General features: G+C 63.7%; 3 protein-coding genes. 2 read left to right on the top strand and 1 reads right to left on the bottom strand.

Annotated features, from left to right (window positions below):
• Window positions 1-96 precede the first annotated feature (96 nt).
• Window positions 97-10,629 (bottom strand): autotransporter-associated beta strand repeat-containing protein, encoded by a 10,533-nt coding sequence (locus SNL23_RS13235; protein ID WP_412104203.1) that lies wholly within the window; start codon window positions 10,627-10,629, stop codon window positions 97-99.
• Between the two features lie 433 nt (window positions 10,630-11,062).
• On the opposite strand from SNL23_RS13235, the gene SNL23_RS13240 reads away from it, so the two are divergent.
• Window positions 11,063-12,871 carry a monovalent cation:proton antiporter-2 (CPA2) family protein gene (locus tag SNL23_RS13240; protein WP_076016283.1) on the top strand — a complete coding sequence of 603 codons (1,809 nt, stop codon included), beginning with the start codon at window positions 11,063-11,065 and terminating at the stop codon, window positions 12,869-12,871.
• Window positions 12,872-12,943: 72 nt separating this feature from the next.
• Complete coding sequence (locus SNL23_RS13245) at window positions 12,944-13,522, top strand: hypothetical protein (protein WP_003208079.1); 579 nt, start codon at window positions 12,944-12,946, stop codon at window positions 13,520-13,522.
• Window positions 13,523-13,541: the final 19 nt, after the last annotated feature.

Below are 13,541 nucleotides of genomic sequence, written 5' to 3' on the forward strand. Positions count from 1 at the left end.
CGTTTTCCCCGGGAAAGTGTTTGTAGATTATTCCCGCACGATTATCCGCCCCAAAAAAAACCGCCCTTTCGGGCGGTTGAAGAGACTCGGCCTTGATCAGAAACCGAGGGAGAAACTGAGGGTCATCGCATGGTCCTTGTCGTTGCGCGAGACCTGGCCGGAGTAACCCAGGCCCAGCTTGCCGTTGGGGCTGATCTGATAGTCGATGCCGGCTTCCAGCACGGCGCTGTCTTTGGCAATCGGCACGCCTTGGGTGCTGAATGAAGTTCCACCGCCGTTGATAAAGCTCAGGTCGGCATCCGGCTTGGTATCACCGAAGGCATGACGCCAGCCGATGCTGCCCCGCGGGGTGATTTTCGAGCCGTTGCCCAAGGTGATGGTCTGGCCGGCACGCAGGCCCAGGGTAGAGAAGGTAATGTCCTGATCAGCATCACCGCGCAGGGCTGCCGAGCCGCCTTTCTCCTTGATGGTGTCGCTGTCGTAGTTGACGTAGGCCAGGCCAGCGAACGGTTCCAGTGCGACGCTGCCGGTTTGAATGGTGTAGCCGACTTCACCGAAGACTTGCGCGCTGCGAGCCTTGTAATCGGCCTTCAGGCGTTGACCGACACCCCCCACCGCCACATCGCGCTTGCTCTCGATGTCGTGCCAGCTGTAGGCCACGCCCATCCGTGCGGCGAAGGCTTCCTGCTGATACGCGGTGTAGGCCATCAGGTGATAGCTGTCGACGTCGGCGCTGGAGTTGCGGTGCTTGGCGTCGAGGTCGCTGCGGGTGTAGCCGGCGGCAACACCGGCGCGCCAGGCGTCATCCAGTTGTTTGTCGGTACCCAGCAGGAAGCCACTGAGGTTGCGGTCCAGGCTGGCGGTGTTGCTGTCGCCGCCCATATGCCCCCAGGTGCCCAGCACACGTGCCCAACCGACCATTTCGCCATGGCAACCTGCGCTGCTCAACTGGTTTTCGCTCGGTGCCAGGCTGCTGCGTGGATCGTCCTGGCGGTAGCAACCAGGTTGGCGCAGGCGCTCATTGACCGCGTCACGGATGTAACGCGAGTCTTCGAGCAAGGCGCTGGCGGTACTGGCGTGGATTTCCCCCGACAGGTTGTCGAACGCGGCGCGAGCCTCGGCGACACTGCCGTTAAGCAGTGCGTTTTGCACCACCGCACCGCCCACTGCTGCGCCACTGCCCAGTGCTGCGGCTACCGCCCGCTGATTGCCGGTGGCCGCCACGCTGGCGTAGCTGACGTTATTGCGGCTGACCGCCAGCGCAACCTGGTTCGGGCTGTAACTGAGCGCGGTATTGAGGAACGCCAGGTTCTCAAGGTTGGTGGTAGCGAACGTACCCGTGACCCCGCCGTCGGCGGTCAACAAGGTGTAGGTAGTCGGCCCGGCATACGGTGCCAGATTGACCACATTCAGCGTGCCCGCCAGGTCCGCCGTGCCGCCAACCGCCAGGGCGCCGGCGGCGGACGGGGTGATGACCAGGTTCAGCGCGCCATCGGCGGCGTTGGTGAAGTTGCCGGCGACGCTCAGCTTGCCACTGTCAGGCGTCACCGAACCGTGGTTGACCAGCGAGCCAACACTGCCATTGCCCGTCAGCCCGGCACCATTGGCCACTGTGACCTGCCCGCCGAGTACAGCATTCGGATTGGCCGCGTCGCCGACTTGCAATACACCCTGATCCACCGCCACCGTGCCGCTGAACGGCTGGTTGCCGGTCAGCAGCAGCGTACCCGCGCCCTGCTTGACCAACGCACCGGTACCGCTCAGCACTCCGTTGAATCGGCCGCTGCTCAGTTGCGTGAACAGCAACCGTGCGTTGTTGAAGATATTGCCCCGCAGGCTGGTGGTGTTACCGGCCAAGGTCCCGCCACTGACGGTGGTGCCGCCGGTGTAGGTATTGGCCCCCGTCAGTATCAGGGTGCCCGCATCCAGTTTGTTGATACCGCCTGTGCCCACCAGCGGCGCATCGATCTGCGTGGTCACGCCAGCGTTAACCCGTGCTGCGGCCAAGCTGCCGTCCGGCGCATTGGTCGGGCTCAGAGTGCCGCCTGCGCCGGCCACCAGCGAGTAGCCCGGATCAAGGAATTGCAGGCCGGTAAAGCCTTGATTGCCGAGCACCGTCACGGTCCCGCCCTGCCCGCCAAACACTGCGAACTGGTTAGTCGACGCCTGGCCCTGGGTGCCGTTCGGATCGGTCCAGTTGGTGCCTGGGCCCCACGTACCGCTACCGCCGGTGATCGTGCCGTCAGGGTTGGTGGTGCCGCCGTTCCAGAACTGGACTTGCCCCGGGGTGGTTTGCACCAGCAGGTTGACCTGATTGGCCAGCGCGGTTTGCAAGGTCAGTGCGCCCGGAAGGATGCCCGAAGGCAGCGTGCCGTAAGCCAGGCCGTTGTCGGTCAGGCTGCCGCCGTAGCGGAACAGTTGGTAAACCCCGGTGCCGAAGCCGCCGGCGTCGGTGACGTTCAGCGTGCCGTCCAGGGTCAGGTTGCCGGCCACATTCACCACCGAGGTAGAAGCGCCCGGCGCGCCGAGGCTGAAGTCCAGGTTGGTTCCCGAGGACAGGTTGAGGCCGCCCACCGACAACGGGTTGCCGCCGGTGCCTGCGGTCAGGGTCGAGCCGTTCGCCAGGGTGACGGTGCCCGCCAGTTGTCCCGAACCGCCCAGGGAGGCGCCACTGTCCACCAGCACATTGGCGCTGTTCAACGTGCCATTGACCAACAGGCCGCCGGCGTTGACGTTGGTATCGCCGGTAAAGGTGTTGTTGCCACTGAGCAGCAGGTCGCCGGTACCATTTTTGTTCAGCACGCCGGCGCCGGTGAGGTTGCCGGTGTAGGTGCCATCCGCCGCCTGTTCGAAGGTCAGGGTCGCATTGTTGGCGATCGCGCCCTGCAGGCTGCTGGTGTCACCCGAGGTGATGCCGCCGTTCAATGTGGTGCCGCCGCTGTAGGTGTTGGCACCCGTCAGCAGCAGTGAGCCATTGCCGTTTTTCACCAGGCTGCCGGTGCCACTGATGACGCCACCGAGGGTGGTGTCTTGCGTGCCCGCGAGGCCCAGTTGTGCACCGAGGTTGATCCCGTTGTTGAGCTGCAACGCCGCCGTGCTGTCGAGCACTGAATTGCCGGTAACACCCAGGGCGCCACTGCCGAGGGCATTGTTATTGCCGAGGATCAGCATGCCTGCCGCCAACTGCGTCCCGCCGCTGTAGGTGTTGTTGCCATTGAGGGTCAGGCTGGCCGCACCGTTCTTGACCAGGCTACCGCTGCCGCTGACCACACCGCCCAGGGTCAAGGCGTTGGACCCGGCGACATTCAAGGCGCCATTGAGTACCACCGCGTTAGCCAGGCTGACCGCCGTGTTGCTGTCCAGCGCTGTTCCGTTGGCCGTCGTCAATACGCCGGTGCCGAGTGCGCTGTCATTGCCCACCACCAGCTTGCCGCCGTTGAGAGCAGTGCCGCCGGTATAGCCATTGGTGCCATTGAGTACCAGGGTGCCGGTGTCGTATTTGCCCAGCGTGCCGGCGCCGTTGATGGCCACGCCGATGGTGGCAGTGTTGTTAGGGTCGACACGAATCGCCGCATTCCCCGTGCCGCCATTGACCAGGTTCAACGCGCCCGCCGTGCCGTCCACCAGGCTGTAGCCGTCGGTGGCGAACTGCAGGCCGGTGATGCTTTGCGTTCCATTGACCGTGACCGTGCCCGCTGTGCCCTGGAACACCGCGAAACTGTTGCCCCAGGCCTGGTTGACGGTACCGTCCACACTGGTCCAGTTGGTGGTGCCAGTGCCCCAGTTGCCGCTGCCGCCGTTGATGGTGCCGTCGCCCACCAGTTGGCTGCCATCCCAGAACTGCACGGTGGTGTTGGGCGCCGTCACCAGCAGGTTGACCTGATTGCCGACTGCCGTCTGCACTTGCAGATCCCCGGGCGTCACGCTGCCGGGCACCGCGCCGACCACCAGACCGTTATCGGTCAGGCCGCCGGTGTAGTTGATGATGCGATACACACCACTGCCAAAGCCGCCGATATCGCTGACGTTGAGGTTACCGTCGAGGGTCAGGTTACCGCCGACATTGATCAGCGCATTACCGCCGCCGACGACCGGTGTACCCAACCCGACATCCAGGTTGGAGTTGCCCGACAACACCAGCGAGCCCACCGACAAGGTACTGCCGGTCGAGCCTGTCAGGTGCCCGCCATCGGCCACGGTGACGGCGCCGCCAAGGCTGCCGGTGCCCGTGAGCGTCGCACCGCTGTTGACCGCGACATTGCCGCTGGCCAGGGAGCCGCTGACGTTCAGGGTGCCACCGTTGACGCTGGTGTCGCCGGCCAGGGTGTTGATGCCACTGAGGGTCAAGGTGCCGGTGCCAAGTTTGTTCAGTTGCCCGGCACCGTCGAGTACCCCGTCAAAGGTACCGCTCTGGTTGCCGCCGCCCAGGCTGAGGGTATTGCCTGCGCCGATCAGTGCCGTGCCGTTGCCGGTCAGGCTGCCAAGGCTCGCAGAAGCGCCGAGGTTGAGCTGGGTACCGGCGCCGAGGGTCAAGCCGGCGTTGTTGCCGAGCGCCGTGGCACTGGTGGTGGTCAGGCTACCGCCGAGTACATTGAAGTTGCCGCTGAAAGTGTTGTTGCCGCCGAGGGTCAAGTCGGCTGCGCCATTTTTGGTCAGGGTGCCAGCGCCATCCAGCACGCCGCCCAGGGTCAGGTTATTGGTGCCGGCCAGATTCAGGTTGTCGTTGACCGTGACGTTGTTGGCCAGCACCAGCGCCGAGCTGTTGTCCAGCATCGAAGGCCCCGCCACCGTCAAGGTGCCTGAGCCGAGCGCCGCTGCACCGCCGAGGGTCAGGGTGCCGGCGTTCAGTGTGGTGCCGCCGGTGTAGGTGTTGGTGCCATTGAGCGTCAGGTTGGCGCTGCCGTTTTTACTCACGCCGCCTGCGCCGTTGATCACGCCGCCGAGGGTCAGGTCATTGCTGCCGGTGACGCCCAGGTTGGCATTCAGAACGATGTTATTGCCCAGGCTCAATGCCGTGTTGCTGTCCAGGTTCGAGGCGCCTGCCACCGTCAGGTTACCCAGGCCCAGCGCCGAAGCGTTCCCCGCCGTGAGCGTCCCGGCGGTCAAGTTAATCCCGCCGAGGAAGCCGTTGGTGCCATTCAGGATCAGGTTGGCCGCGCCGTTTTTGGTCAGGCTGCCGGCGCCGTTGAGGGCGCCACCCAGGGTCAGGTCGGCCGTGCCGCCGATCCCGAGGTTACCGGCCAGGTTGATCGCGTTGTTCACGCTCACTGCAGTGGCCGCATCCAGCGTGGTGCCGTTGGCGGCATTGAGTGTGGCGCTGCCCAGTGCCGAATTCGACGCCAGGATCAGCCCGCCGGCGTTCAGCGCAACCGGGCCGAGGAAGGCGTTATTGCCTCCCAGGGTGAGGTTGGCCGCGCCGTTCTTGACCAGCCCGCCCACACCGCCAATCACGCCATTGAGGGTCAGTGCATTGCTGCCGCCGACCGTCAGGTTGCCGAGCAGGCTGACCCCGTTGCCCAGGGTCACGGCCGTGTTGCTGTCCAGCGTGGTGCCGGACGAAGTGCTCAGTTGTCCGCTGCCAAGGGCCATGTTGCTGCCCACCACTAATGTCCCGCCCTGAAGCTCGGTGCCACCGGTGTAGCTGTTGGCGCCATTCAGCACGAGGGTGCCGCTGTCGAGTTTGGCCAGGGTGCCGCTGCCGTCGATGCCCACGCCGATGGTCGCGGTGGAACCCGGATCGACACGAATCGCGGTGTTGCCGCCGGTGCCGTTCACCGCCGTCAATTGCCCCGCCGCGCCGCTCACCAGGTTGTAGCCATCGGTGACGAATTGCAGCCCGGTGAACGATTGCCCGCCCACTATCGTGACGGTGCCCGCCGCACCCTGGAATACGCCGAAGTCAGCGGCCCATGGCTGGTTGACCAGGCCGTTGACCGAGGTCCAGTTGGTGCCGCCAGCCGTCCAGTTGCCGGTGCCGCCGTCCACCACGCCGTTGGCGATGGTCTGGCTGCCGTCCCAGAAGCGGATATTGGCATTCGGCGCCGCCACCAGCACGTTCACCTGATTGCCCACCGAGGTTTGCACCACCAGGTCGCCGAGGCCGAAGCCCACCGGCACGCCGGTGACATTCAGGCCCAGGTCGGTCAGCGCGCCGGTGTAGTTGATCAAGCGATACACCCCGACGCCGAATCCGCCAGCATCGGTGACGTTCAGGTTGCCATCGAGGGTCAGGTTGCCGCCGACGTTGAGCAACGAGGTGGTGGACGGTGCGCCAAGCGCCACGTCCAGGTTGCCGCTGCCGGCCATCACCAGCGAACCGGCCGACAGCGTATTGCCGCTGCTCAAGGCCAGGTGGCCGCCGTTGTTGACGTTCAGCGCCCCCAGTACCGAGCCGGTGCCGGTGAAGGTCGCGCCGGTATTGACGTTGACATTGGCACTGCCCAACGAGCCGCTGAGGTTCAGGGTGCCGCCGTTGACGTTGGTGTCGCCGGTGAGGCCATTGATGCCGGTGAGGTTGAGGGTGCCAGTGCCGACCTTGGCCAGGACGCCGGTGCCGCTCAGCCCACCGTCGAAGGTGCTGCTGGCGTTGAGACCGCCCACCGACAACGTGTTGCTCCCGCTGACTTGCACGTCACCGCTGCCAGCGAGGGTCGCCAGGCTGGCATCGCTGCCCATGATCAGCGACGCACCGGCACTGACATTCGCACCGGAAGTATTGCCCAGCGCACCTGCGCTGGCGGTGGTGACGCTGCCGGACAGGACATTCAAGGCGCCGGTAAAGGTGTTGGTACCGCTGAGCGTCAGGTCCGCCAGACCATTTTTGTTCAGGGCGCCAGCGCCGCTGATCACGCCGCCCAGCGCCAGGTTGTTATTGCCAGCCACATTCAAATCAGCGTTGAGGGTTATCCCATTGCCCAGGGTCAGCGCCGCGCTATTGTCCAGCGTCGATGTACCACCCACGGTCAGGTTACCGCTGCCCAGCGCCGCGCCATTGCCCAGCGTCAGGGTACCGGCGTTGAGGGTGCTGCCGCCGCTGTAGGTGTTGATGCCGTTGAGGGTCAGGTTGGCCGCGCCGTTCTTGATCAACTGACCGGTGCCCCCGATAAGGCCGCCCAGTGTCAGGCCTTGAGTGCCGCCGACGGTGAGGTCGGCATTGAGGGCAATTCCGTTGGTCAGCGCCACTGCGGCATTACTGTCCAGGGTCGCTGCGCCACCCACCGTCAAATCGCCGGTGCCGAGGGCCGCATTACTGCCGACGGTCAAGGTACCGGCATTCAGCGAGGTGCCATCGATAAACGTGTTGGTACCGTTGAGAATCAGGTTGGCCGCACCGTTTTTCACCAGGTTGCCGTTGCCGCTGATCACGCCGCCCAAGGTCAGGTCTGCGTTACCGCCAATCGTCAGCGGGCCGGTCATGCCGATCTGGTTATTCAGGCTGACGGCAGTGCTGGCGTCCAGGCTAGTGTTGGCGGCCGTGGTCAATACGCCGCTGCCCAAGGCGTTGTTGGCACCGAGGATAATCTTGCCGGTGTTGAGCGTCGTGTTGCCCAGGTAGTTATTGCTGCCGTTGAGGGTCAGGTCGGCCGCGCCGTTCTTGATCAAGCCTCCGATGCCGTTGACGTTGCCGCCGAGGGTCAGCGCGTTGCTGCCAGCGAGGGTCAGACTGCCACCGAGGTTGACGGAATTGCCCAGAGAGGCGGCGGTGCTGGCGTCCAGTGTGGTGCCGTTGGACGCGTTCAGCGTGCCAGAGCCCAACGCGGTATTGGAGCCGACAATCAAGGTCCCGGCATTCAGCGCGGTGGTGCCGGTGTAGGTGTTGCTGCCGTTGAGGGTCAGGAGTGAGGCACCGGTCTTGATCAGGCCACCCGCGCCGGCGATAACGCCTCCGAGGGTCAGCGGGTTGGCCCCGCCGGCGGTCAGGTTGGCATTGAGGTTGATCGCATTACCCAAGGTCAGCGCGCCGGCGCTGTTGAGGGTGCTGGCACCGCCCACGGTCAATGCGCCGGTGCCCAGTGCCGCGCCATTACCAAGGGTCAGGCTGCCGGCGTTGAGCGTCGTGCCACCCAGATAGGTGTTGACGCCGTTGAGGGTCAGGTTGGCCGCGCCGTTCTTGATCAGTTGGTTGCTGCCGCTGAGCACGCCACCCAGGGTCAGGGCGTTGCTGCCCGCCACGCTGAGGTCGGCGTTCACTGCGACGTTGTTGGTCAGCGTCACGTTGGCACTGCTGTCCAGCGAGGCCGCGCCCGCGACGGTCAGGTTACCGGCGCCCAAGGCTGCGTTATTACCGGCGGTCAGCGTGCCCGCGTTAAGCGTTACGCCGTTGAGGAAGGTGTTGGCACCGTTGAGGACCAGGTTGGCCGCGCCATTTTTGGTCAGGCCGCCGCTGCCGGAGACGACGCCACCAAGGGTCAGGCCAGCGCTCCCGCCAAGGTTCAGGTTGCCGTTTATGCCAATGTCGTTGGTCAGGGCAACGGTGGTGCTCGCGTCCAGCGTGGTGCCGTCCGCCGTGTTCAAAATGCCGCCCACCCCCAGCGCCGTATTGGAGCCGACGATCAGCGAACCGGCGTTAAGGGTGGTGTTGCCGGTGTAGGTATTGGCGCCACCAAGGGTCAACGCTGCCACACCGTCCTTGATCAGCCCGCCCGTACCACTGACCACACCACTCAGGCCCAGCGCCTGCGTGCCGCCGATGGTCAAATCGGCCGCCAGGGTCACCGCGTTGGCCAGGGTTACCGCCGTGGTGGCATCGAGGGTGGTGCCTGCCGCCGTGCTCAGGATGCCGGTGCCCAGTGCAGTGTTGCTGCCCACCAACAGCGTGCCGGCGTTGAGCTGGGTGTTCCCGGCTTGAGTGTTGTTGCCGGTCAGCGTCAGGGTGGCCGCGCCATTCTTGATCAGCCCGGCGGGGCCCGATATCACACCGCCGAGGGTCAGCGCATTAGTGCCAAGCAAGGTCAAATTGCCGTTGACCGCAACGTTATTGGCCAGCGTCGCCGCCCCGGTGTTGCCCAGGCTGGCGGCGGCATTTACGTTCAAGGATCCGGAACCCAGGGAGCTGCCGCTGCCGACGATCAAGGTGCCGGCATTCAAGTCGGTGCTCCCGGTGTAGCCGGCGTTGGCCGCGCTAAGTGTCAGGCTGCCACTGCCATTCTTGGAGATCCCGCCGGCGCCGCTGACGTTACCGGCCAGCGTGAGGCTGCCGACGCCGCTGGTGCCGACGGCACTGTTAAGCACAAGTGCGTTGTTCAGTGTGATGGTGCCGGGCGCCTGGAGCACCGTCGAACCACCGATGGTCACGGTGCCGGCACTGAAGGCCAGGTTATTGCCCAGTTGTACGGAACCGCCATTGAGGGTGGTGTTGCCCAGGTAACTGTTGGCGCCATTGATGACCAACTGCCCGGTGCCGTTCTTGGTCAGGCCGCCCGAGCCCGAGACCACGTTACCCAGGGTGATGGCGTTGGTACCTTGCAGGGTCAAGCCGCTCGCCCCGAGGTTGATCAGGTTGCTCAGACTCAAACCGCCGGTGCTCGCCTGCAGGGCGCCACCATTGGAGGTCAGTACGCCGCTACCGAATGCCTGGTTGTTGTTGAATTGCGCGATACCGCCGTTGAGGGTGGTGCTGCCACTCACCAGCGGCCCTTGCAGGGTCCAGGTACCGCTGTTGACCGTCAGGTTGTTGAAGTTGACGTAGCTGGCACTCGACGCCACACCAACACCGCTGGTACCGCCGCCGATGCCAATGGGGTTTTGCAGGATCAGCGAGTTGACGCCACCTGCGCCTCCGTCAACCTGGCCGGTAGGAGCAAAGGTCAGGTTGACACCAATCAGGCCACCCAACGAAAGCCCTATACCGCCACCAGCGGAGATAGTCGAACCGGTGATGGCGGTGAAGGTGTTGGTACTGCCCGCCCCCATGGAGACGCCGCCGGAAATCGTACCGGAGTTGACGAAGGTATTACCCGTGGAGGAACTTTCAAAGGCCATCCGCCCGTTGATTGTGCCGGCGTTGATCACGTTGACTTGCGAGCCCCCGCGAATCGCGACCACTGGCGCATCCGCGGCAAACAGCGACAGGTTGAGCAATGCGGTGGAACCGATGGTGCCATTGTTCACAATATTGGTGCTGCCGCCGGCGCCGTTTTGCAGGTTCAGCGCCATACCATTGAGACTGGCAAGATTGACACCCAGCAGGTCCGCAGTACCTCGGATGATCCCGGTGGCGGCGTTCGTGACGTTCACCACACTCGCCCCCGCGTTACCCAGCACCACACCGCCACTCAAGGCAGTGACCAGCCCGAGCAATGCCGGGTCGATAAGGCCCGCGTTGTTCAACGTGATGTTATTGCCCGTCAGGTTCAGCACCTGGCCACCCAGCGTCGCGTTCAGTTGGGCAGCGGAGCCCACGTTGACGGTCAGATCATTCACTGCACTGGAGAACGTGTTCAAGAACAACGGCAGCGAAGGCACTCCACTGCACGTGACCGTGCCACCCGCCGCCGGACTTGCCGGCGTACAAGCCGCCATCGCCTGCGGGCTCGCCAGGCCTAGAACCAGGCCGGCAATACCGAGGCGAATAGCAAGATTAAGAGGAGAAATACGAGGTATGGCGGCAGTAGCAAGTCTTCTTTCCACGTGAAACTCCTTGTGGTCAAAGCCTTTCATCCATGAATGCGTAGAAGCCCAAAATTAGATCCAAACACGCATCGACGTCGAAACACCTGACCGTGATAACAACTGATCCTGTTCGTCACAACGTTAGCCGCGTGCATAAAACTCATTGAAATAAATGGTATTAATACTTTCGCGAGTGCCGCGCAGGACCCGGACGACATCCAATGAACGCGGAGCTGAACGCTCTGAGCCGCGCAAAAATTCAGATTTCACAATGTAAAAAAGCGCTCTAATAACGCGCTGTGTTACCCCTGTAGGAGCGAGCTTGCTCGCGAAAAGCGCTAAGGCACCGCGTGTATTCACGCCAGTCAGCGTCATCGTTAATGACTTTCGCGAGCAAGCTCGCTCCTACAGTAAAACCTGTTGATTCAGCAAAACGATCCTGGAGTCCCCAATGCCCCATGAAGGCAACCTGTTACAAGCGGCGGTTGTATTCCTGTTCGCCGCCGTACTGACCGTGCCCTTGGCCAAGCGCCTGCAACTGGGCGCCGTGTTGGGTTACTTGCTGGCCGGCGTGATCATCGGCCCTTCGGTGCTGGGCCTGGTGGGCAACCCGCAAAGCGTCAGCCAGTTTTCCGAACTTGGGGTGGTGTTGCTGCTGTTCATCATCGGCCTGGAGTTGTCACCGAAGCGTTTGTGGGTGATGCGCAAGGCGGTGTTTGGCGTCGGCCTGGCGCAGGTATTGCTGACGGGTACGGTGATCGGCGTGGTAGCGCTGTTTGCGTTTGGCCAGTCATGGAACAGTGCGATTGTGCTGGGCCTTGGCCTGGCACTCTCCTCCACCGCGTTTGGCCTGCAAAGCCTGGCCGAGCGCAAGGAGCTTAATCAGCCCCACGGGCGCCTGGCCTTTGCGATCCTGTTGTTCCAGGACATCGCGGCCATCCCGCTGATCGCCATGGTGCCGCTGCTCGCCGGCAGCGATCACCCCGCCACCACCTCCCAAGGCTTGCAGCACGGCCTGGAAGTACTGGGCAGCATCGCCGTGGTGATTATCGGCGGACGCTATCTGCTGCGGCCGGTGTTTCGCATCGTGGCCAAGACCGGCCTGCGGGAAGTGTCCACCGCTACCGCGTTGCTGGTGGTAATTGGCACGGCATGGCTGATGGAGTTGGTGGGCGTGTCCATGGCCCTCGGCGCCTTCCTCGCCGGGCTGCTGCTGGCAGACTCCGAATACCGACACGAACTCGAATCGCAGATCGAACCGTTCAAGGGCCTGCTGCTGGGCCTGTTCTTTATCAGCGTGGGCATGGGCGCCAATATCAGCCTGTTGTTCAGTGCGCCGGTGATCGTGCTGGGCCTGACTTTGCTGCTGATCGCCATCAAGTTGCCGCTGCTGTTTTGCGTAGGCCGCCTGGCCGGTGACCTGAACCGTGAAAGCGCGCTACGCCTGGGCGTGGTGCTGGCGGCCGGCGGTGAATTTGCCTTCGTGGTGTTCAAGATCGGCCGCGACCAGGGCCTGTTCGAGCCGCACCTCTACGACATCCTGGTGCTGACCATTACCCTATCGATGGCCGTGACCCCGTTGCTGCTGTTGCTCTGCCCGAAACTGTTCAAGCCCAAGGTCAAGCCGGTGGAAGTGCCCGAGGAATACCGCGCCATCGAAAGCGATGCCCCCCGGGTGGTGATCGCCGGGATGGGCCGTATGGGGCAGATCGTGGCGCGGATCCTGCGGGCGCAAAACATCTCGTTTATCGCCCTCGACACCTCGGTGGAAACCATCGAGCTGACCCGCAGTTTCGGCGGCATGCCGGTGTTCTACGGCGACCCCCAGCGCCCGGAAATCCTCCACGCGGCGAAAGTCGACCAGGCTGAATTCTTCGTGATCGCCATGGACGACCCCGAAATCAACATCAAGACCGCCGAGCTGGTGCGCAGCCTCTACCCGCACATGAAGATCATCGCCCGCGCCCGTAACCGCCAACACGTGCATCGCCTGGTGGACCTCGACGCATCACCGGTGCGCGAAACGTTTTACTCCAGCCTGGAAATGAGCCGCCGCACCCTGGTAGGCCTTGGCTTGACCCAAGCCCAGGCCGATGCGCGCATCAACCGTTTCAAAAACCATGACCTGCAACTGCTGGCCGCCCAGCACGCGGTGTATGACGACGCGGCCAAGGTGATGCAGTCGGCCCAGGAAGCCCGGACGGAATTGGCGCGGCTGTTTGAGATGGACCGACTCGAGGAGGAGTCCGACAAGGTGTAAGGATGGAGATGAACGATCTTGCGAAAATTCTGACAGAATACGGCGCAATTTCGTTCATCCCTGGAGAGCTTCATGGCCACCCTCAGCAAGACCGCAGCCCTCTTGGCCCTCGCACTGGCCGCCGGCTTCGGCGCCAGCCAAGTCCTCGCCGCCAGCAAGCCTGCGGCGCAGAAAACCGCCACCCAGACCATCTCTACCCTGGACGGCAAGTTCAGCTTCAACCTGCCCAAGTCCTACCTGGCCGACCCGTTGCCGGCCGGTGATGCCGAACACGGCACGGCGGGCGCCAGCGGCACGATGTACAGCGACCAGGCCACCAAAAGCGTGATTTTTGTGGTCGAGAAACCGAGTGTCGCCGGCCTGATCAAGGACAACGACCCGCAGTTCCTCGACGGCGCCGTGGCGGACTTCGTCAAGGAACAAAGCGCGGCCCTGCCGGACTTCAAGAAAGGCGCCGAGAAGAAACTCACCGTCAAGGGCCTGGCCCTGCGCCAGGTCGACAGCACCGCAACCATGGGCGGAGGCAAGACGCTGAGCTCCACCTTCCTCACGGGCTCCGGCAGCCACCAGTTGGTGGTGCAGGCCATTTCCCGGGCGGATGATGAAGCCGGTCATGCACTGTTGGTGAAGCAGATTATTGGCGGTAAGTAACCCGATTTACCTGACAATG

Source organism: Pseudomonas sp. SED1 (assembly GCF_034044025.1).
Lineage (GTDB): Bacteria > Pseudomonadota > Gammaproteobacteria > Pseudomonadales > Pseudomonadaceae > Aquipseudomonas.

Coding starts and splice junctions, on each gene's coding strand:
- SNL23_RS13245 (WP_003208079.1), top strand. CDS start 12,944: ATGGCCACCCTCAGCAAGACCGCAGCCCTCTTGGCCCTCGCACTGGCC.
- SNL23_RS13240 (WP_076016283.1), top strand. CDS start 11,063: ATGCCCCATGAAGGCAACCTGTTACAAGCGGCGGTTGTATTCCTGTTC.